The following is a 21,955-nucleotide window of genomic DNA, read 5'->3' on the forward strand; positions in this document are numbered from 1 at the left end:
AAAGTTAGAATGAAATAATTAAACGCAATATGCTAATAACCCAGGGCGAACTACTAAAAGGTATAAATCTACCCAAGGACTTAAAGAAACTAAGACCTGACCAGATGCATCAGGTCTGCCAAGAACTAAGACAATTCATAATTGACATGGTGTCTGTTCATGGTGGGCATTTTGGGGCAAGCTTGGGAGTTGTAGAGCTTACAGTAGCCCTGCACTATGTGCTAAATACGCCAGACGATCAACTGATTTGGGATGTCGGACATCAGGCATACGGTCATAAGATCCTTACTGGCAGAAAAGACAAATTCTATACCAATCGTATTTATGGAGGCATTTCAGGGTTTCCAAAAAGAAAAGAAAGCGAATATGACTCTTTCGGGGTAGGACACTCTTCCACCTCTATATCTGCTGCTTTGGGTATGGCCATGGGGTCGTTGCACAACGGCGAAAAACACCGCCAGCATGTGGCTGTAATTGGTGACGGAGCTCTTACAGCAGGATTGGCATTTGAAGGGATGAACCACGCTGGATCTATAAACGACGCCAATCTTTTGATTATTCTCAATGACAACTGCATGGCAATAGACCCAAATGTTGGTGCGTTAAAAGAATATTTGACCGATATAACTACCTCAAAAACCTACAACAAAGTAAAAGACGAAGTCTGGAATTTGTTGGGCAAAATGAGCAAGTTTGGCAAAAGTGCAAGAGATATTGTGGCCAAAGTAGAAAACGCCATGAAAGGTGCTCTACTTAGCCAAAGTAATTTCTTTGAGGCACTTAATCTTAGATATTTCGGGCCGATTGATGGGCATGACATAGATCATCTGGTAGCCGTATTAAAGGATATGAAAAATATCCCAGGCCCTAAAATATTGCATGTACTTACCGTTAAAGGTAAAGGCTATGCACCAGCAGAACTCGACCAAACCAAGTGGCACGCTCCTGGTCTTTTCGATAAAGTAACTGGAGAAATCAAGAAAAAAATTATTACGCAGCCAACAGCACCAAAGTATCAAGACGTTTTTGGTCACACCATAGTGGAGTTGGCTGAAAAGAACCCAAAAATAGTTGGAATTACACCAGCTATGCCTTCAGGATCCTCCTTGAACATCATGATGAAAGCAATGCCAGACAGGGCTTTTGATGTGGGCATTGCAGAACAACATGCAGTTACACTTTCTGCCGGAATGGCTACTAGAGGTTTGGCAGTATACTGTAACATCTATTCTTCTTTTATGCAAAGGGCTTATGACCAAGTCATTCATGATGTTTGCATTCAAAATTTACCGGTAATTTTCTGCTTAGACAGAGCTGGCTTTGCAGGTGCAGACGGCCCAACACATCACGGTGCTTATGACATAGCATTTATGCGTTGCATACCCAACATGGTAGTAGCATCACCAATGAACGAAGAAGAACTCCGAAATCTCATGTTTTTAGCTCAATCTGATAGTTTTCAGGCGGGAACAGAAGCCATCACACTCAGATATCCAAGAGGTGAAGGTGTTATGCCAGATTGGAGAACACCTTTTTCTGAAATAAAAGTAGGCGAAGGCCGTAAACTGAAAGATGGGGAGGATTTGGCAATTCTTAGTTTCGGTCCAACCGGCAACGAAGTCACCAAGGCGATTGAAATACTTGAACCTGAGTTCAGCGTAGGACATTACGATATGCGTTTTGCAAAACCGCTGGACGAGGCCCTACTTCACGAGGTTTTTGAGAAATTTACTCATGTAATTACCGTAGAAGATGGTTGCCTACAAGGAGGAATTGGCTCAGCCATTTTGGAGTTTATGGTGGACCACAATTATACTGCAAAAGTAAAACGTTTAGGAATTCCTGACAGATTGGTGGAACATGGCGAGCAGTATCAGCTTTATGCCGAATGTGGCTATGATGCTGCTGGCATTGTAGAAACTGTCCGTTCTTTACAGATTCAAGGTCACTTGGCATGATATTACAAAGTTTTGGATTAAGAAATCTGCCCGAAACGGAGGAATTCCCCTTTAATCTGGAACTTGTAAAAAACCTTCCTTATATATCTCTTAAAAAGCCTGTTACGTTTTTTGTAGGAGAAAACGGCTCCGGAAAATCAACACTTCTGGAGGCAATTGCCTACGCTTCAGCCGTACCGACCGCTGGTGGAATTAGTATCTCCGACGATCCGTTGATGCAGGCAGCAAGGGAATTGGGCAAAATGCTATCGCTGAGATACGTTGAAAAAAGCAGCCGAGGTTTCTTTGCCAGGGCCGAAGATTTCATTGGTTTTGTGAAAAATATCCTTAGGAGCATTGCCGAATTAGATGCTGAAATTAAGGACATTAAAGAAACTTGGACAGGTGGAGATATCAGTAGGGCTCTGAGTCCATTGCTAAGCGAAAGAAAAGAAATAACCGACCGCTACTCCGAAAACCTTGATGCTATGAGCCATGGAGAAGGTTTTTTGAAGTTTTTCAATACCCGAATTACTGGCAAAGGCCTATACCTCATAGACGAACCCGAAGCCGCCCTATCCCCTGCCCGACAATTGAGCTTGATTGTTTTGATCCAAGAAGCTGTAAAAAACAAAGGCTCACAATTTATCATAGCCACGCATTCGCCCATCATCATGGCTATGCAAGAAGCCCAAATTCTACATTTTGAAAACAACGCCATTACCGAAATCAACTACACCGAAACTCCTCATTATCAACTCACCAAGGCATTTATGGACAATCCTGAGCGGTATTTGAGAGAGTTGGAGGGGTGATATTTGCGATTTGAAAATCACAAAAGATTTGGTTTGTCCAAAAAGAGGTCTAAATATTTTGCAATTTTGACCGTTAATGTTCAATCATAACAAAGCACCACAATGAAGAAATTTTCTATTTTCGTATTTATATTAATACTATTCGGCTGCAAAGAAGAATTTGCCTTCAAAAAAGAGACTTTCTATTTGCTGCCTATTACAAGAAACTGGAAAGTAGATACCGAAAAATACAATGAGTTGAGTTTTGTAAACTCTAAAAATGAAAAATTAGTACTCCTATTAAGTTATGTAAGAGAAGAGTTTTCGCCATCGAAAACTACTGTGGCAGGCATTCCGACCAAAATTGACAAATATGAGCAACTAACCCAAATGTATAATGGTGAAGGGCGGAGCTTTGGCCTAATAATGAATAGCTTTAATTTGCCTTTAGGAAACCTAGTAAATGTTCATTTAGACAAAATAAATTTTTCTCTAAAAATATCCAGTCTTGAATTATTCAATGTCAGTAATCATAACGCATACTTTACAAATCCCAATTACTCAGGTGGGGGTGGAACGAAAATTCAGTCAGCAGTAAAATATGAGTATAATTTCAAAATAAAAAACGAAACGATTCCCCAAGTTTTGATTTTCGAGCTGAATGATGGCACTATAGAAGACAACGACATAAAGCTTATGGTGATGGCTCCGCAATTAGGACTTATCTATTTCAAAACTAAAAATGGGATTGAATTTTGGCGGGAGAATTTTAAAAAATAGCAGCGTATCGTTTGTGATGTTCATTTGCATTTTAAAAAAATAAAGGAAAAAGAATTTGCAAATCCCCATTCCCTCCTCACAAAAAAAGCCACTCAATACTGAATGGCTTCATTTATAAAAGATGGTCAGAAGGTTTTCACCCCACCTCCACAATATGATTCTTTTTCCCTTTTCCTACCAAAATATACTTGCCTGAAAGGAGGCTAATTTCCGAAACAGCCAATTTTTCGTCCTGGGTTTTTACTTTGTTTATACTCACGGCATTTCCTTGTAAAGCTCGTTTAGCTTCGCCTTTTGAGGCATATATTTCTCCATTGGTAGTCACTGAAATCAAATCTAACAATGAAGGACAAGCATCAAACTCAGCCTTGGAGATGGTTGTTTGAGGTACTCCGTCGAATATCTTTTTGAAAGTATTTTCGTCCAAGCTTTGGAGTGTTTCTAGCGTTGCCTTCCCATACAATACTTCAGAAGCTTTTACGGCCAATTCATATTGCTCTTTACCGTGTACACGAGTGGTAACGTCTTCTGCAATAGCTTTTTGTACTAATCTCAAATGTGGAGCTTGGGCATGCTCAGCTTCCAGTCTTTCTATTTCTTCTTTGCTCAAAAGTGTAAATACTCTGATGAGTCTTTTACAGTCTTCGTCTGCTTGGTTTATCCAAAACTGGTAAAATTCATAAGGGCTCGTCATGTTTGGGTCTAACCAAACGTTTCCACCCTCTGACTTACCGAATTTTGTGCCGTCTGCCTTCGTAACCAATGGCGTGGTGAGTGCATAAGCTGAATATTCCACCTCACCGTCTGCATCTGAGCCATCGTTGTTTTCTTTTCTACGTATAAGTTCTGTTCCAGTGGTGATGTTTCCCCATTGATCAGAACCTCCCATTTGAATCCTCACACCTTTATGCTTGTACAAATGGTAAAAATCGTAGCCTTGTAGCAATTGGTATGTAAACTCAGTGTAAGAAATACCTGTAGTGATTCTGTTTTTTACAGAATCTTTACTTGACATATAATTGATTGTCAAATACTTACCCACTTCTCTCAAAAACTGCAAGAAGCCAAAATCTTTGAACCAGTCGTAATTATTGACCATTTCGGCACTGTTGGCTCCGGAATTGAAGTCTAGAAACTTTTCGAGTTGCTTACGAATTCCTTCCTGATTTTCTCTTAGGATATTTTCATCCAAAAATTGTCTTTCAGCAGATTTGCCCGATGGATCACCCACCATACCTGTAGCTCCGCCAACCAATGCATAAGGCTTGTGGCCAGCTCTTTGCAAATGCACCAAAAGCATAATAGTGGCTAAGTTGCCGATATGCAGAGATTTGGCCGTAGGATCGAAACCTATGTAGGCCGAGGTCATTTCTTTGTCCAGTTGCTCAGCTGTACCAGGCATCATCTGATGAAGCATGCCCCGCCACTGTAATTCTTCTATAAAACTCATTTCTTATTAATTCTTTTTCTTTACGCCGTATTTCCTTTTCCAGAGATAATATTCTGAAAACGTGTAAGTTGCAGATACCTGAACGCTTCTGTTTCTAAAGTCAAGGGGAGTAAATCCTTGTTTTGAAGTACTCACATTTTGAAGGCCATGCGTGTAGCGAATATTTAAACTAAACAGCGAAAACATATCTAACATATTGATTCTTGTTCCTACTATCAAACTTTTGTCAGTGGCTACGTCTGGTCCATAAATGGTTAATCCGTCCTTTTTATATCCTTTATTCAACGCCCAACTTGGCTCGTAACCTGCCTCTAAATAGATACCTTTAATAGGCGTAATACCCACAATTATAGGCGTAGAAATATACTTATAAGAATATTTGGCTTGTGCAGGCGAGGTTGTACTGGCTCCCTTGAGTTGATACACCAGCTCAGGTTGTAAGCTTAGAGGCCCAAAATTAAATCTTGTAAAAATACCTCCTTGATAACCCACTGAAATCTTTTTCTTAAATGTTACGGTATCGAGTGTTGCAATGCCGTTAACCAAAACACCTGCTTTGGGTCCAAACTCGAACAACCTTGGCTTTATTTGACCTAAAACTGGAAGACACAAAAAAGAAAGAATAATTATACGAATGGAGTGCATTTTTGTTTTGTTTATGTTTGAAACGTCTCAACGACGCCAAAAAGTCTGCAAATCTACTAAATTTTAAGGCGTTATTTGAGTTTAGAATAAAAAAATCCTGCTTTCGATATTCAAAAAGCAGGATTTTAGGTTTGTTTATTTTTTATTTTTTCAAAGAAAACTTCAATGAAGCACTCATGCCAAACCTCTTTGGTGGCACCAGATAAGAAGCTTGTCTAAATGGAAACTCAAAATATGGTGTCATTTGACCAACAAATCGTTTGTACTGATACTGAACACCCATTCCATAATATAAATTACTGAAAATCTTAGGCTTATACTGATTCTCGAATTTGTTGTAATCCAACGAGCCATCAAAATTTTGACCGTTAAACTTCACAGTTTCCATTACTGAAAGATCTAACTTAGTTCCCGTGCTGAGCATAAAGGCCCAATTGTACCTCACCGGCACATAATAGCTAAAATATATCGGCAACTTTATACTCGAGGTTTCGATTTCGATATCTTGAATTTTATCAGGTTTATTAGGAATATAAGGTTTGTAACGGTCTTCAAACTTCTTACCAGTAAACATATTAAAATCCTTGGAGAGTTTATACTCAAACTCGTTTTTGCCGGTAATCAACAATCCCGTATTCAAAGCAAATCTTTCTCCCAAAAATACCTCCACTGCAGGCCCAAGGCTATTAAAATGCTTACCCATGTAGTCACCCGTTATTCCAAATCTAGCATTTATCCTGCTCAAATCTATCTTCTTAGGTTTCTTTTGGTCGGCAGGAAGCATTGCCTTGTTTTCTGGAATAATCAATTCTTCAACTTGCTTTTGCTCCTTTTTAGGTTCTTCTTCTACTTTTTCAGCAGAAACATCTTCTACTTTGGCTAATTTGAGCTTATCGTCCGAAACCTCTACCCCCACCTTATCCACTTGTTGGTTCGGCTGAAAAGACAAATTAGTTTCTGCTGCACTGTTGCCCGAGCTTGTCTTGTCAGTAAGTTTTTCTACCAAAACTCTATCATTGTCAGAATTAATTGTGGTCTTTTTTTCTGACAAATCCAAACTGATTGATTTGCTCCTGTCAGTTTTAGACTTTGAATCCTGCTCTAGCTTACGCTCTGCACTTTCCTCTTCTTTCGCTTTTGTTCTTTCTGCCAAAACTTGATTTTTATTCCGTGCTCTCAAAGTAACGTCTTCCTCATACGCATCACCTACTTGCACATATCTTGTGACATAACGAGTGGTAAATACAGTATCATTCTGCCGAACATATATAGTGTCGGTTATTGTTTTTGTTTCGGGCGAATTGTTTATAGTAGAGATTTTGTCATTCAGTAATTTGTTTTCTTTTCTAATGGTTTGATTATTGTATTGTGAGCCTAAAAAAGCCACCGTTGCTAGGCCTCCGAACACCCAGCTACCATAATCTCGCAGAAAACTCATATACCACGGTATCGGCAGAGAGCGTTTGAGCTTCTGCCAAGCTGCCTCACTATACATCGGCTGTATAGATTCGAGCTTTTTTCTTATGTCATCATCAAAATTACTCTCAGACATGATTATTTTGATTTATATTTTCATCTAAATATAGCGTTACCCATTCTTGCATTTTGTGTCTAGCTTTTACAAGATTTGACCTTGACGTACCTTCATTGATGTTGAGCATCTCAGCTATTTCAGCGTGCGAGTACCCTTCAACCACGTAGAGCGAAAAAACCATTCGATAGGAAGGAGGAAGTTTTTGGACCAATTCCAATATATCTTCTGCCGACATCCGCTCAATAAGCCCATCATTACTTTCGATTTGTGGAGCATTTTGGATGTCTATCAAACTCACTTTTGGACTGTTACGCCGATAATAATCTATACAAGTCCTCACCAAAACCGTCCGAAACCAAGCCTCAAAAGACTGATTGGCATCGTACATTTTTATTTTGGCAAAAATCTTCAAGAAACCATCGTTCACCATTTCGTCGACTTCGTCGCTCGATCCGGCATATCGCAAACATATCCTTTTGGCCAAGCCGTAGTAATGTTCGAAAAGACGCTCTTGGGCCGAGCCGCTGTCTGCCCTACATCCTTCCAAAACTTTTACCAAGTCAAAAGATTTGTTTCTTTTAAATATCACAAAGGCTTTCTTTTATATTATACTGGAATTCTTATTTATACAAAAGTATACGTAATTGTCGAGAGAAATCGTTGCCTTAGACATTTAAAATATTTTTTTTAAAACCTAGGCAACATAAAAAAAAAGCAAATCGTATAGTATTTCTGAAAGGCCAATAAACCTTTTAGGATTTTTTAAATCAAACAAGTATTCCATGGAAAAAATTTACTTGTAGGAAGTTCTTACAACGTTTAAATCAAATTATTATCTATTTCTTATGAAAAATTTAAAAGTATTAGTTCTTGCTCTATTTAGTGCAGTGGTGGGTTTTACATCTTGCGAAAACCTTGGATTGTCTCCAACAGAAACAACTGACGATTCTGCTTATGCCGATTTTATGTTTTTGGCTACTACCGATAGTTCAGGTACGGGTGGCAAACATGGCCATGGCAAAAAACACAACATGACCGAAATAGCCGTAACCGCTTTACCAGCAAATGTAACTTCTTACATTTCAACTAACTATGTAGGCTCTACCATCAAGCGTGCGGCTCATTCTGATTCTGGCAAATATGCAGTGCATATTGTTTTGACCGACAGTACCCACAAAGGCTTGTTGTTTGATGCAGCTGGCGTATTTGTGAAAGAAGTGTCAGGCAAAGGCCACGGTGGCGAAAAAATAGATATAGCTACGCTTCCGACAAGCATAACTACCTACATATCTACTACTTATGCCGGTTCTACGGTGAGCAGTGCCAGAAAATCAAGCGATGGCAAATATGGTGTATTGGTAACAAAGGCAGACGGATCGAAAGTAATGTTAGGTTTTGACGCTGCGGGTGTTTTCCTTAACGAGCTCACCATGAAAGAAAAAGGTGGCAAAGGTAAAGGAAAGGGTAAAGGCAAATGAGCATAAAAAACATGACTTCTGGAAGGTGAAATTTCCAGAAGTTATTTTTCCTGATATTACAAAGACATACCACTCGTGAAAATACTCATAAAAGAAAAAAATACGAAGAAAAACTTGAGGGAATTGGTTGATAATAACGGTAAATTTGAGTTGACCAAACTCCAGATAAGTAAAGGAAATGTTTTGAAGCTTCAGTTTGGCAACAAAAACTTGTCTATCGTACTTTAGAAAATTGAATTTTATGGCTTTTAGCCATTCCTTAGTTTTTTTTATAGTTTTGCAAACCAGTTTTCTAAAAATTGATTTAAGCAAAGAAAAGACTACAATGCCCAACCACGAGATAAACCTAAAAAACAACGGAGAGTCGGTAATACTAGACTCACATTTCAAGCATTCTACTGATGGTCAAGCTGTTGATTACCTAACCAATGTTTCCATAAAATCTGATAACGAATACCTTCATATAGCTTTCGAATGTCTTCAAGACGATTTCGTGAATCAAAACAACATGGCGATTCACAATAATCCATTGTACAATCAAGAGGTTTTTGAGGTATTTATTAGCCCCGGAAACGAAGATTCTAAACATTACCTAGAAATAGAAATAAATCCAAACAATGCACTTTGGGTAGGTACCATAAACAACCCAACATTGGGAGAAGAAACCCAAACTTTGGAAGGGATGGTAGCTCACGAAGATGCTGAAATTGTTCATGACGCAATAAAATCAGAAAATTCTTGGAACGGCAAATTGTCTATTCCTTGGAAATTGATTGGAAAAGATGCAAATGGACAATACCGAATTAACTTCTATAGAATACGCTCAAATCAAAGTCATGAAGATGCAAACTGGACCTGCGATGCCGAAACTTGCGATTTTGTTTGCTGGAGTTCTACACTTTCGGGCGAATCACCTGCATTTCATAGACCAAAAAGATTTGGATTCTTGACGGTGGAGTGAGCAATGGCACACAGATGAACACGGATTAGATCGCAGCAGCGGCCGCACAGATTTTACTTTAAAATCATGGACTAGATATACTCAACAGCCTTAGATTAAGACTTAGTTAAATTTACCTTAATGGATTCAAACGATATAAATGTAAAAAAATCCATGTCTCATCCATAAAATCCGTGTTCAATTAACAATACAAACTCACCTAGGTTTCCAAGCAATCTCTGGTGCATTTTGTTCTTGCGTGATTTTCCTTGAAAGTACAAAAAGATAATCAGACAAACGATTCAGATATTTAATAATCAAGGCATTGACTTCCTCGTTGTGCGACAATTTTATCACTTGACGCTCAGACCTTCGACAAACTGTACGAGCCACATGTGCGAAAGAAACCAGAGGATATCCACCCGGAAGTACAAATGCTCTTAAAGTAGGAATGACCTCATTATACAAATCCATTTCCTTTTCTAAGACTTCAATGTCGCTCTCAAAAAGTTCGGGTAATTTTTTCTTATTTTGCTCAGGTTCAGAGGCCAACTCTGCTCCAATCGTAAAGAGCCTATCTTGAATTTCTTTCAAAAAAGCATTGCGATTTTTATTTTCAGGAGCATCTGCCAAAACGCCAATCCAAGCATTGAGTTCATCCACACTTCCGTAGGCTTCAATTTTTATATCGTCTTTGGGCAATCTTGTTCCTCCTATGAGTGAAGTCGTACCTTTATCACCTGTTTTTGTATAAATTTTTGACATTTTTTCTTCAATTTAATAAATATGCAAGGCCTTCTCCCCTACCTTTGTGAAACATTTCGACAAGACAAAAGTTTAATTATAAAAGAATAAAATTAGATACATTTATTCGAAAGTCTCAATATGACAAATATATTTTTTAAGTTCTGGAGGGTTGCTTCCGTTGTTATCATCACCGCAGTTATTCTTTTTTGTTATACAAATTTACCCGATTCTATCGCCATTGGCCACGATGACCAAGGTTATCCAAACCGATTTATCAATAAACAACAGTTTTTTTACTGGACAGTAGGCATTGTATTTTCTATAAATATTCTGATGGACTTACTCAAAGGACTTTTGTTGAAAATTGATTTTAAAGGATTAAATTCAAACAGTGCTTGGGCCAATGAACCAACTGCGTTAAAAAACCTAATTACTGGCTGGTTTTCAGCATTTTTAGCGTTTGTCAATACATATTTGATATTTGTAATTTTGGGTTTAAACAACATAAACTCGAGAAAAGGCCAAATGCTGGACTTTAATTATAACTGGTTGTTGATTTTCGGTGTCTTTGTATTGATGATTCTGTTGTTTTTCGTTCCACTCCGACTTCTCTTTTCTAACCCAACTCCAGAGGATTGATGCAGGTCAAAATCTCAGATTATACTTACGAACTAAACGACGAACGCATAGCCAAATATCCTGCTGAACCACGGGACAGTTCGAAGCTTTTGTTTTATAACCGGGAAAAAATCGCTCACAGTCGATTTACCGACATTGTAGATTTATTGCCAGAAAACACCCATTTGGTACTCAACAATACAAAAGTTATACCGGCCAGAATGTTTTTCAAAAGAGAAACTGGGGCAGTTATCGAGGTATTCCTTCTAAATCCAATAAGCCCAAGCAATGTGATTTCACTGGCCATGGAGGCCAACTATGAGAGTGTTTGGGAATGTGTGATTGGCAACAAAAAAAAGTGGAAAACTGACGAGATACTCAATTCCGAAGTAGAAATAAACAATCGGAATGTTGAGATAAATGCCTCATTTGCTGATAGAGAGCAAAAAGAAGTCAAAATTAGCTGGAATTCGGAAGATAACTTTAGTGACTTGGTAGAGGCTTTTGGCAAAATTCCACTGCCGCCCTACCTAAATAGAGATTCAGAAGAAACCGATATAGAAAACTACCAGACCGTATATTCAAAAAACAAAGGTGCGGTGGCGGCTCCCACGGCGGGATTACATTTTACAGATGCCGTTTTCGAAAAAATTAGTAATAAAGGTATCCAAAAGAGCTTTCTTACCTTGCATGTTGGAGCAGGAACTTTTATGCCCGTAAAAACCGAAAACGCCCTGGAGCACCCTATGCACAACGAGCAGTTGGTGTTTTCTCGTGAATTCGTGGAGACTTTAATAGAAAACCATTCGTTCGTGGTTCCAGTCGGTACAACTTCCATGCGGTCGCTGGAAAGTTTGTATTGGTTTGGTGTAAAACTCATTGAAAACCCAAAGAGCAATTTCTTTATAGAAAAATTATTTCCTTATGAAGAAAGAACAGAAATATCAACATTAGATGCTTTAAAAACCGTACTTTCATACTTTGTAATGAACGATTTGAAAGAGATAATTGGTCAAACCGAAATCATGATTTTTCCGAGCTATAAATTCAAGATTTGCAAAGGACTAATTACCAACTTTCACCAGCCGTCTTCCACTCTTCTGATGTTGGTGGCGGCCTTTGTGGGAGAAAACAACTGGAAGAAAATATACACTGAAGCACTAAATAACGATTACAGATTCTTGAGTTTTGGAGATTCAAGTCTTTTAATACCATAGTTTATGAAAAATATAGTCACCTTGTTTTTGATTTTTGGCCTTTTCTCTTGCGGACAAGTAAAACGTGTGGACACCGCTGAGGTGAAACAGCTGATGGCGGACTACAAAATAAAAAAAGTCAACCAAGAAGAAATTATTGATATGGCCAATACATTGGGAAAATCCATTTCTGAGAAATTCAATGGCAACCTCAATATAGAATGTGGCGACAAAATCAGCGTGGACGGTACTGAGGTTGAACTTATAGACCTAAGTTTAGTAACCGCCGAAACCCTGAAAAATGGTAAAATAGGAGAAATATTAGAAGCCTATAAATACAGTAAAGAACAAAAACAGACCATTGGAGACAATATCCAGAAAGTCAACGATACACTTTATTTATACAGTTTCCCTATTCAGGTAAGTTCATTGGTTTATAAAAACTGTCGCAAAGACTTGGGCCTCATAATGATGCCCAAAAAAGCTTTGGTAAAGTCAATAAAAAAGTAAACCACCTAAGAAATATTAATTTTTGGCACATTTCTTGACTTTTTCTTTGAAGGTTTTGTACTTTTGTGCTTCCAAAATGAGAAAAAACAACATCATATCGAAGATTATCGGGCTTTTAATGCTCGTGAGTGTGTTTTCAGCACACGTGGCTTCGGCTAGTTATGTTCCTCAACCTCAGTCCGCATCTTCCGAAAAGGATAAAAAAGAGAAAGAAACTCCTGTAATTCAGCAAATCAGCCACGAATCAGTAGTTCCTTCTTACGATTTCTCTTTTGAAGAATTCCAGTTGGTATTTGATCAAAACTTTATAATTGGCTACGAGCAAAATGCTCCGTTTGTAAAGCCATTCTTCTTATTTTTTAGAAATTCTTATTTCGACAAGCTTTTTGAGCATCATATTGCCATAAACGCACCCTGAAATTCATCTTTCATAGTAATTCTTAGCTTTTAAACCATAAAAAGCACAATGTCCCTGTGTGCTATATTTTCAATTAAACATCCTCTTTTGGGAAAAGGATACAATCATTATTTATGAAAAACAGATTAGGTATATTAGTACTATTTGTTGTTTTCTCTCTAATAAGTGTTTATTACTTGGTAAGAACATGGAAAGTTAACGACATCAGAAAAGAGGCCTCGGCTTATGCAACAGGCAAAGATGGCAAATTAGACGCTAGCAAAAAACAGAGATACTTAGACTCATTGTGGAAACAAGATGTGTTCTTGGGGTCAACGCTAGAGGAACTGAGCAAGCAAGAGCTTGGACTTGGACTTGACCTTCAAGGTGGTATGCACGTGATATTGGAGGTTTCTCCTACCGAAATCATAAAAACATTGGCCAAAGGTTCACGTGACCCAAGAGTAGCCATTGCAGTTGATGCAGCCAAAAAGGCAGCCGTAACCAGCAGTACAAACTTCGTGGATTTGTTTGTAACCGAATATAGAAAATTAGCCAAAGACACCAAATTAGCCTCTATTTTCTCTAATACTTCAAACAGAGACGTTCTAAACCTCAACTCATCTGATGCAGAAGTTATCAGATATGTAAAAGCTGAGGTTCACGGAGCTTTTGACCGCTCATACAAAGTTATTCAAACTAGGGTTGACAAATTTGGTGTAGCCAACCCTAATCTTTCTAAAATTCCAGGAACTAACCGTATTCAGGTAGAACTTCCAGGTATTGACAACCCAGAAAGGGTAAGAAAATTATTATCGGGAGCTGCAAAACTTGAGTTTTGTGAGGTGTACAGCCTGCAAGAAATCAATCCTTCTATGGAGGCATTGTCAGCTTTGTTGAACAAAATAGACCTTGAGTCAAAAATAAAGTCTGCTGAGAACAAAATAGCTGCCAAAGATACTTCAAAAAGCAGTTTGGCTTCGGCTTTGAAAACCAAAACTGATTCTACCGGAACAGATTCATTAGCAAATGCTAACTCATTGGCTAACATCTTCGTAGCATCGCCAACAGGTGGTTTGGCTGTAAGATCAAAAGATACTTCAAGACTAAACGACGTTTTAAAACGTCCAGATGCTCAAGGAATTTTCCCTTCCAACTTGACTTTCATGTATGATGTTAGCCCAGTTGAAAATCCTGTTACAAAAGAAGAAGTTGTACCTGTTTATGCTGTTAAAGATCACGGAAACGCTCCAATTGAAGGCGATGTGATTACAAACGCAAAACAAGATTATGACCCAATGACTGGAAAACCAGACGTAACCATGCAAATGAACGCCCTTGGTGCCAGAAAGTGGAAAACTATGACAGGTGCTAATGTTGGAAACAGTATTGCTATCATTTTGGATAATTATGTATATTCTGCACCAAATGTCAATCAAGAAATCAGTGGTGGTAGCTCAAGTATTTCAGGTGGATTTAGCGTAGAACAAGCACAGGATTTGGCCAACGTATTGAAAGCCGGTAAATTACCAGCCCCAACTAACATTATAGAAGAAGCCACTGTAGGTGCTTCGGTAGGTGCTAAGGCAGTGAGTGCGGGTGTTTTGTCATCACTTTTGGGCCTTGTAGCCGTTTTGATTTTCGTAATGGTGTACTATAGCAAAGCTGGATGGATTGCTAATGCTGCACTCTTGGTCAACTTGATATTGCTTTTAGGTGTTATGGCATCTTTTGGTGCAACTATGACTTTACCAGGAATTGCAGGTTTGGTACTTTCGGTGGGTATGTCGGTAGATGCCAACGTACTTATTTATGAGCGTATCAAAGAAGAATTGACTTCGGGAAAAAGCTTTATTACTGCTGTAGGTGATGGTTTCAAAAACGCTATGCCATCTATCATTGACTCTAACGTAACCAACTTGATAACAGCCGTTATTTTAATGATATTCGGAACTGGTCTAGTAAAAGGATTTGCTACGACTTTGTTGATCGGTATATTTACTTCGTTATTCTGTGCGGTATTTGTTTCGAGATTGTTGTTTGATTACAACATCAAGAAAGGTAAAACCATCAACTTCAAAACTGCGTGGACAGAGAAACTTTTCAAAGATTCTAACATTGATTTTATCAAGAAAAGAAAAATATTCTATATCATTTCTGCTGCTATTATTTTGGCAGGTGCTGTTTCTATCGGCATAAGAGGATTTGGATTGGGTGTTGACTTTAAAGGCGGTAGAACTTTCGTTGTGAAGTTTGAAAAAACGGTAAACACTGAAGAAGTAAGAACAGTAGTAGAAGGCGTGTTCCCAGGCTCTAACGCTGAAGTGAAAACTTATGGAGGATTTGACCAAGTAATGGTAACATCGGCATTTAAAATAGACAACACTGAGCCTGAAGTAGAAAAACAAATCTCTGCTGATTTGAATAAAGCAGTGGCCTCAGTAAATGGCAACAAAGGCAAAGTAATGTCCTTCTCTAAAGTAGGTGCAACCATCGCCAATGACACCATTTGGTCATCATTGAAAGCGATTCTTTATGCTTTGATATTAACATTTATATATATCTATATCAGATTTAGAAGCGTAGCCTTTGGATTTGGTGCAGTAGTAGCCCTATTCCACGACGTATTGGTTATATTGGGTATCTTCTCTATCCTGAACGGTATTTTGCCATTCTCGCTTGACATTGACCAAGCATTTGTGGGAGCGGTGCTGACCTTGATGGGTTACTCAATGAGTGATACTGTCGTGATTTTTGACCGTATTCGTGAATACCTTCGTGAGAAAGGTTCAAGTAAAGAGCCAATCGAAACAACTATCAATAACGCCTTGAACAGTACTTTAAGTAGAACGGCCGTAACTGGTGTGGCTACGTTGTTAGTATTGTTGATACTATTGATATTCGGTGGTGAAACCATCAGAGGCTTTATATTCGCCATGTTTATTGGTGTAATTGTAGGTACTTATTCATCGTTGTTTATTGCTGCTCCAATAGTGGTTGATGCCATGCAAAGACGCCTTGAAAGTGATGGCGAATCAATGAAAGCGGTTCCATCTGTAGATATAAAGAAATAAGATTAAGAAACTTATTTTTTCAGAGAAAGCTCGGTTATGCCGAGCTTTTTTTGTTTTTTAGAGGTTTCAAAAAAAAACCTTATGAAACTCAAAAACTTCATGCTGCTGGCCTTGTTTTTCGCAATTGGGTCTTGCAAAACTTCACAAACGAGCATTTCACACATTGATTTTGATGCTTTCAAAAAAACAGAAATCAATCCTATATTAAAAGCGGACTCTACTTTTGAGTTTGATTGCCCAATTAAAAAAACAAGTATAAAATGGCAAAGAGCCGATGTTTTTAACCCAGCAGCGGTTGTGAAAGATGGGAAAATAATGCTGCTGTATAGAGCTGAAGATAATCCAAAAGCACATTTGGGTGGCAGAACTTCCCGAATTGGCTTGGCCGAAAGTACAGATGGTGTAAATTTTAAAAAATACCCTAAACCTGTTTTATATCCTACAAACGACGATTTTTCTATTTACGATTCGCCCGGTGGTTGTGAAGACCCAAGAGTAGTACAGACCGTCGATGGAATGTATGTGATGGCCTATACAGCTTGGAATTATGACACCCCAAGACTTTCTATCGCCTTCTCTAAAGATTTAATCACTTGGGAGAAAAAAGGGCCAGCATTTGCTACAGCTTATGAGGGGAAATTCAAAAACATGGCTTCAAAATCTGGTTCTATATTAACCAAACTTGAAGGAAAGAACTATGTTGCAGCCAAAATCAATGGCAAATATTGGATGTACTGGGGTGAACATGGCGTAAACTTGGCGTGGTCGGAAAATCTATATGACTGGTATCCAGAACTAGATAATTCAGAAAAATTGAGCTTTGTAATACAAACCAGAAAGGGCTTTTTTGACAGCAATCTAACAGAATGCGGTCCGCCGGCTATGATAACCGACGAAGGTGTGGTATTGGTTTACAATGGAAAAAATAGTGATTTTGCAGAAAATGCATCGTCTGAATTTCCACTCGGAACTTATACAGTCGGGAGAGTTGTTTTTGACCCAAAAGACCTGAAAACCGTACTTAAACGTTCGGATAAACCGTTTTTAGTTCCAAGTTTGCCACATGAAGTCACTGGACAATACAAAGCGGGAACTACTTTTGCAGAGGGTTTGGTTTTCTTTAAAAACAAGTGGTATCTTTATTACGGCACAGCTGATTCCTTCGTAGGTTTGGCTATTTCATCACAAAAAAACAAAAAACAATGAATTTCGATTTTCCTTGGTGGGGCTATGTTTTGGTAGTTTTATTCTTGATTTTCCTTCGAGATATTTTTCAAAAAACACACACAATTCAACATAATTTCCCATTGGTAGGGCATATTAGATACTTTTTGGAGAGTTTTGGCCCGGAATTGCGACAGTACATAGTAGCCAACAACCGAGAAGAATTACCTTTTAACCGCCAACAACGAACTTGGATTTATGCTTCATCCAAGACCGAAAACAACATGCAAGGCTTTGGTACGGATCAAGATATTCATGAGCCGGGCTATGTTTTCATCAAACCCGCCATGATGCCGTTTCGACTGGACGACAAGCATCCGTCTTTCAAAAAAACATCCTATTGCCCTTCTGCCAAAATAGTGGGACCTCACAGACAAAAGCCATATCATCCTCAATCGGTGGTCAATATCAGTGCCATGAGCTATGGTTCCTTATCGGGTGCTGCCATCACTTCGCTCAATTTGGGAGCTGAAATGTCAGGCTGTTACCACAATACAGGCGAAGGCGGATTCTCCTCGTATCACGCCAAAGGTGGTGACGTAGTACTGAATATCGGTACAGGGTATTTTGGCGTAAGAGATGAAAATGGGAATTTCAGCTTGGAAAAGCTAAAGACACTCACAACCAATAATCCGTGCATAAAAATGTTGGAACTAAAACTTTCGCAAGGAGCAAAACCTGGTAAAGGCGGGATGTTGCCCGGCAAAAAAGTGACAAAAGAAATAGCAGACATTAGAGGAGTAGCAATAGGAAAAGACGTGATTTCACCTGCATATCACACGGCCTTTATGGATATTCCGCAAATGGTAGATTTTATAGAAACCATGGCCAACGCAACTGGCCTACCTGTTGGATTGAAGTCGGCTGTTGGAAAATTGGATATGTGGGAAACGCTCGCTCAAAAAATGAATGAAACCGGTAAAGGACCAGATTTTATAACAATTGATGGCGGCGAAGGTGGCACAGGTGCCGCTCCAAGAGCATTTGCCGACCATGTTTCTTTGCCTTGGGTGTATGCATTTTCTCATATTTACAAGATATTTCAAAAATACGGATTAGAAAAAAAGATAGTTTTCATAGGCTCTGGCAAACTTGGACTACCAGAAAAAGCCATCATGGCGTTTGCGATGGGGGTTGATATGATAAATGTAGCCAGAGAAGCCATGATGAGCATTGGTTGTATTCAGGCTCAAAAATGTCATACCAATACTTGCCCAGTTGGTATAGCCACCAACAACAAATGGCTAGAATCAGGCTTGAATCCCGAACTGAAAAGTGTGCGTTTTTATAATTACCTCAAAACCATCAATAAAGAAATCTTAGAGCTTTCCCACGCCTGCGGATACGAACACCCTTCACAGTTTACGATGGAAGACATCGAAATATCGATGGGCGACAACAACCGCACCATCCCACTCAGCCAAGCCTATGGATATCAGAAGACGGAGGTGGCGTTTGGGGGATTTTGAGGTTTTTTTATTAAAACACATAGAGGCATAGGGAGCATAGAGAATATAAGTTTATTCGCATTAGTGACGAATTGCTTGTATGCATTTCAGTTTTAATCATCTAAAATGATCCGTGGAACTCTGTGAAAAACTCTGAAGCCTCTGTGGTAAAACTATCAATCGCATGCTAAAAATTATTATCTAAACCCAAAAATCTATGAGAACTCCTATGTTTGTAGCGTCAAAGATATAATTTTTCAATTTATAAATTTGTGCAATTATAGTGAAAAAGGATGAGAGTAAATATATGTCTAAATAGTTCATTGAAACATATTCTCACATAGAAATTACCTCATTCTTTTTTATCTTTTAGAGTCTGAACAGAATGTAAGGAATTGGGCCATGCTTAATATCCAGAATATCCAACTAGGAGAAAAGACGAAGGGAGATTTTCACTATGATATTTATTAAAATTTAGAATAATGAAAAAAGTATTAAAACAAGCAGTAGGAATTGACGTAGCATTAGATGAATTGGTAGTGACATTTGGGCAGTTATTTGGGGATTTGTCAATAGAATTTACTGGTTACAAGGTTTTTAAGAATAGTAATTCTGGAATTTTGGCATTATTAAGTTGGGTAGAGAAATTGGCAGATAGTCAAGTATCTATTCAATATATAATGGAAGCAACTGGAGTTTACCATGAAAAATTGGCATATCATTTGGATGAAAAACAGTATGAAGTATGTGTAGTATTACCAAATAAAATCAGCAATTACATGCGAACTTTGGAATCAAAAACAGTAACTGATAAAAGCTGTTCACAGGCAATTTCACAGTTTGGATTGGAAAGGAAATTGGATTTATGGACTAAACCCAATAAAGTGTATAAAAAATTGCAACAATTAACCAGAGAAAGAGACCAAATCGTACAAGAAAGAAGCATTATTAAAAATCAGATTCATGCAGAAAAGTCGGAAGCTGAGCCAAATCAAAGAAGCTTAGAACGGATGGAGTCAAGGATTAAGTTTTTAAGCACTCAAGAAAAAGAGATTAAAATAGATATTGAAGAAATCACAAAAACTGACATTGAAATACAAAAAACAATTGAAAGAATAACCACAATACCTGGAGTTGGTAGTTTAACGGCAGTGACTGTTTTGGCCGAAACGAATGGGTTTGAATTGATTCGAAACAAGTCGCAGCTAGCGAGTTATGCAGGACTTGATGTAAAAGAGAAGCAGTCTGGAACTTCGGTCAAGGGTAAACCAAGGATATCCAAAAAAGGTAACCGTAATTTGCGAAAATCTGTCTATTTACCAGCATTGTCAGCGGTTAGATGGGATGAGCATTTTAAAAATGTATATGCCAGATTGGTCGGAAAGCATGGAATAAAAATGAAAGCCTTAGTGGCAATACAAAGAAAAATACTAGAGCTAATTTATGTATTATTTAAAAACGGAACGGTGTATGATAAAGAGTACCATAAAAATAGCGTGCAAACTGCTATAGTTTGAACACGCTACACAGTCTGGTTCAGTGACCGACTTTATAAAACAAAGATAAAAAAATAATTATTTCTTCGGAAATTAACACAGAATCTATGTGCTATGTGTTTAAAAAATAACACCCCCGAAAACATGTCCATTTTTTACCACTAAACTATTCAGCCAAAGCCCAAACTTTGTAAAGAAGAATTATTTAAACCAATTTAATTTACAAAGACATGAAACGCAGAAATTTTATTCAGAACACTTTGGTTTATTTGCCCATAGTGCTGGCAACAGGTAAAGCAAATGCAAAAACCCGAAACAAAAAGGGTTTTAAAGTTGATTCTGGCAAGGATAGATTTAACCAGCCAATAAAATACCGAGGAGTAAATCCAAACGACGTCAAAATATCATCCAAAGATACCGACGGTCAACTGACGGTATTGGAATATGTGGGTTTTGAGAAGATTGGGCCGCCTCTACACGTACATTATGAGCAAGACGAAATATTCTATGTAGTTGAAGGCGAATACATTTTTCAGTTAGATTCTGAAAGAATGATCCTCAAAGCTGGAGATACTATATTTTTGCCAAGGGCAGTTCCGCATACATGGATACAAGTTTCTGACAAAGGCAAATTGGTGTATTTCCTCCAACCTTCAGGGCAAATGGAGGAGTTTTTTAAGAAAATGAATGAACTCAAAGGCCCACCAACTGAAGCCCTTATTCAGGAAATTCATCAGGCTCATGGAATGAAAGTAGTCGGCCCACCTATTTCTATCTAAAAAAAGTTAAATTTGATAATCAATTGAAAATCATATCTTATGCCTTTCTTTTATGATTTACAGCCCAGTTTAGCTTTGAAACCTTACGTAAGACTTTATAGGTTTATGCATTTATTGTTTACCGACAGTACTTTGCCTCCTGCAAAAGCCTATCCACCAAGGCCAGAAGTTACGTTGAGCTTTTATCCGAGAGACACCGAAAAAGTGAGCTACGAAGATGGAAGAAAGCCTTCACCTGTACGGTCAGCCCTCATTGGGCAGCAAAATGTGGTCAGTCACAGACATGTAGGCAAAGAGTTTTTGATGGTTCAAGTGGTTTTTCAACCTGGTGGTTTGTATCGTATGACAGGTATTCCAACTATAGACTTGAACAATCAATATTTCGATGCAGAGGCGGTTTTAGGAAATGAAGTAAGAAACCTAAATCAAAGACTTAGTGATATAGAGGATTATCCAAAAATGATTGATTTGGTAGAAGATTTCCTGATAAATATGGTCAGGAAATCTTCTTATGACATCCGACCCATTGATAAAGTTGGCATAGCCATGCTCGAATCCAAAAACCACTATTCGCTAGATTGGTTGGCAAAAGAATCCTGTTTGAGCTCAAAACAATTTGAACGAAATTTTAATGAACGTATAGGTATTAACCCCAAATCCTTTGCCCGAATCATCCGATTCGACAAGGCATTTAGAATGAAAAATGCTTTCCCAAATAAGGATTGGCTAAGTATTGCCTTAGATTGCGGTTATTACGACTACCAACATTTGGTAAGAGACTATAAAGAATTCACCGGAATGACTCCCGCAAATTTTTACCTGCAAGACACCCAATCGCCGGAAAGGAAGTTTGGAATAGTAGAAGTTTGAAAAGTAAATATCATCAAAAAACCCTACGTATAGTGCAG

At 38.3% G+C, this 21,955-nt stretch carries 21 protein-coding genes; 16 read left to right on the forward strand and 5 right to left on the reverse strand.

Going from position 1 to position 21,955, the window contains the following annotated elements; genetic code table 11:
• Positions 1 to 29 precede the first annotated feature (29 nt).
• The 3 genes from dxs to EGI26_RS20620 all read left to right on the forward strand — a co-directional run bounded on the left by dxs (position 30) and on the right by EGI26_RS20620 (position 3,511).
• Positions 30 to 1,958: a 1-deoxy-D-xylulose-5-phosphate synthase gene (gene dxs / locus EGI26_RS20610; RefSeq protein WP_255080967.1), complete on the forward strand. Its 1,929-nt coding sequence runs from the start codon at positions 30 to 32 to the stop codon at positions 1,956 to 1,958.
• Complete coding sequence (locus tag EGI26_RS20615) at positions 1,955 to 2,752, forward strand: AAA family ATPase (protein ID WP_255080968.1); 798 nt, start codon at positions 1,955 to 1,957, stop codon at positions 2,750 to 2,752. Before dxs ends, EGI26_RS20615 begins: the two co-directional genes overlap by 4 nt.
• A gap of 102 nt (positions 2,753 to 2,854) precedes the next feature.
• Complete coding sequence (locus tag EGI26_RS20620; RefSeq protein WP_255080969.1) at positions 2,855 to 3,511, forward strand: hypothetical protein; 657 nt, start codon at positions 2,855 to 2,857, stop codon at positions 3,509 to 3,511.
• Positions 3,512 to 3,647: 136 nt separating this feature from the next.
• On the opposite strand, the gene tyrS is transcribed toward EGI26_RS20620, so the two are convergent.
• From tyrS to EGI26_RS20640, 4 genes are all read right to left on the reverse strand, one after another.
• On the reverse strand, positions 3,648 to 4,961 hold the full coding sequence (tyrS, locus tag EGI26_RS20625; RefSeq protein WP_255080970.1) for a tyrosine--tRNA ligase: 1,314 nt from the start codon (positions 4,959 to 4,961) through the stop codon (positions 3,648 to 3,650).
• Positions 4,962 to 4,967: 6 nt separating this feature from the next.
• Positions 4,968 to 5,606: an outer membrane beta-barrel protein gene (locus tag EGI26_RS20630; RefSeq protein WP_255080971.1), complete on the reverse strand. Its 639-nt coding sequence runs from the start codon at positions 5,604 to 5,606 to the stop codon at positions 4,968 to 4,970.
• Positions 5,607 to 5,748: 142 nt separating this feature from the next.
• Positions 5,749 to 7,158: an outer membrane beta-barrel protein gene (locus EGI26_RS20635; RefSeq protein WP_255080972.1), complete on the reverse strand. Its 1,410-nt coding sequence runs from the start codon at positions 7,156 to 7,158 to the stop codon at positions 5,749 to 5,751.
• Entirely contained in the window at positions 7,151 to 7,729 is a 579-nt protein-coding gene (locus EGI26_RS20640; RefSeq protein ID WP_255080973.1) for a sigma-70 family RNA polymerase sigma factor, read from the reverse strand. The genes EGI26_RS20635 and EGI26_RS20640 overlap by 8 nt, the downstream gene beginning before the upstream one ends.
• A 256-nt stretch (positions 7,730 to 7,985) precedes the next feature.
• On the opposite strand from EGI26_RS20640, the gene EGI26_RS20645 reads away from it, so the two are divergent.
• The 3 genes from EGI26_RS20645 (at position 7,986) to EGI26_RS20655 (ending at position 9,579) form a co-directional block, all read left to right on the forward strand.
• Positions 7,986 to 8,618: a hypothetical protein gene (locus tag EGI26_RS20645; RefSeq protein ID WP_255080974.1), complete on the forward strand. Its 633-nt coding sequence runs from the start codon at positions 7,986 to 7,988 to the stop codon at positions 8,616 to 8,618.
• 75 nt (positions 8,619 to 8,693) lie between these two features.
• Positions 8,694 to 8,846, forward strand: a complete 153-nt coding sequence (locus tag EGI26_RS20650; protein ID WP_255080975.1) for a hypothetical protein — start codon at positions 8,694 to 8,696, stop codon at positions 8,844 to 8,846.
• A 97-nt stretch (positions 8,847 to 8,943) separates the two neighbouring features.
• Positions 8,944 to 9,579: a carbohydrate-binding family 9-like protein gene (locus EGI26_RS20655; RefSeq protein ID WP_255080976.1), complete on the forward strand. Its 636-nt coding sequence runs from the start codon at positions 8,944 to 8,946 to the stop codon at positions 9,577 to 9,579.
• Positions 9,580 to 9,774: 195 nt separating this feature from the next.
• On the opposite strand, the gene EGI26_RS20660 is transcribed toward EGI26_RS20655, so the two are convergent.
• Positions 9,775 to 10,323: a cob(I)yrinic acid a,c-diamide adenosyltransferase gene (locus tag EGI26_RS20660; RefSeq protein ID WP_255080977.1), complete on the reverse strand. Its 549-nt coding sequence runs from the start codon at positions 10,321 to 10,323 to the stop codon at positions 9,775 to 9,777.
• 120 nt (positions 10,324 to 10,443) lie between these two features.
• On the opposite strand from EGI26_RS20660, the gene EGI26_RS20665 reads away from it, so the two are divergent.
• The 10 genes from EGI26_RS20665 to EGI26_RS20710 all read left to right on the forward strand — a co-directional run bounded on the left by EGI26_RS20665 (position 10,444) and on the right by EGI26_RS20710 (position 21,917).
• Complete coding sequence (locus EGI26_RS20665) at positions 10,444 to 10,944, forward strand: hypothetical protein (RefSeq protein ID WP_255080978.1); 501 nt, start codon at positions 10,444 to 10,446, stop codon at positions 10,942 to 10,944.
• Positions 10,944 to 12,140, forward strand: coding sequence for a tRNA preQ1(34) S-adenosylmethionine ribosyltransferase-isomerase QueA (gene queA / locus EGI26_RS20670; protein WP_255080979.1), 1,197 nt, complete (start codon positions 10,944 to 10,946; stop codon positions 12,138 to 12,140). Before EGI26_RS20665 ends, queA begins: the two co-directional genes overlap by 1 nt.
• A 3-nt stretch (positions 12,141 to 12,143) precedes the next feature.
• Complete coding sequence (locus tag EGI26_RS20675; RefSeq protein ID WP_255080980.1) at positions 12,144 to 12,629, forward strand: hypothetical protein; 486 nt, start codon at positions 12,144 to 12,146, stop codon at positions 12,627 to 12,629.
• 76 nt (positions 12,630 to 12,705) lie between these two features.
• Entirely contained in the window at positions 12,706 to 13,047 is a 342-nt protein-coding gene (locus EGI26_RS20680; protein WP_255080981.1) for a hypothetical protein, read from the forward strand.
• A gap of 113 nt (positions 13,048 to 13,160) precedes the next feature.
• A complete protein-coding gene (secDF, locus tag EGI26_RS20685) occupies positions 13,161 to 16,100 on the forward strand; it encodes a protein translocase subunit SecDF (protein WP_255080982.1) in 2,940 nt (979 codons plus the stop codon).
• A gap of 81 nt (positions 16,101 to 16,181) precedes the next feature.
• Positions 16,182 to 17,306: a glycoside hydrolase family 130 protein gene (locus EGI26_RS20690; RefSeq protein WP_255080983.1), complete on the forward strand. Its 1,125-nt coding sequence runs from the start codon at positions 16,182 to 16,184 to the stop codon at positions 17,304 to 17,306.
• Positions 17,303 to 18,793 carry an FMN-binding glutamate synthase family protein gene (locus EGI26_RS20695; RefSeq protein WP_255080984.1) on the forward strand — a complete coding sequence of 497 codons (1,491 nt, stop codon included), beginning with the start codon at positions 17,303 to 17,305 and terminating at the stop codon, positions 18,791 to 18,793. The genes EGI26_RS20690 and EGI26_RS20695 overlap by 4 nt, the downstream gene beginning before the upstream one ends.
• 461 nt (positions 18,794 to 19,254) lie before the next feature.
• Positions 19,255 to 20,289 carry an IS110 family transposase gene (locus EGI26_RS20700; RefSeq protein WP_255080985.1) on the forward strand — a complete coding sequence of 345 codons (1,035 nt, stop codon included), beginning with the start codon at positions 19,255 to 19,257 and terminating at the stop codon, positions 20,287 to 20,289.
• Between the two features lie 209 nt (positions 20,290 to 20,498).
• Entirely contained in the window at positions 20,499 to 21,047 is a 549-nt protein-coding gene (locus tag EGI26_RS20705; protein WP_255080986.1) for a cupin domain-containing protein, read from the forward strand.
• A 39-nt stretch (positions 21,048 to 21,086) separates the two neighbouring features.
• Positions 21,087 to 21,917 carry an AraC family transcriptional regulator gene (locus EGI26_RS20710; RefSeq protein WP_255080987.1) on the forward strand — a complete coding sequence of 277 codons (831 nt, stop codon included), beginning with the start codon at positions 21,087 to 21,089 and terminating at the stop codon, positions 21,915 to 21,917.
• Positions 21,918 to 21,955 lie beyond the last annotated feature (38 nt).

It is taken from the genome of Lacihabitans sp. CCS-44 (genome assembly GCF_024343735.1).
In the GTDB taxonomy this organism is placed as follows: Bacteria; Bacteroidota; Bacteroidia; order Cytophagales; family Spirosomataceae; genus Leadbetterella.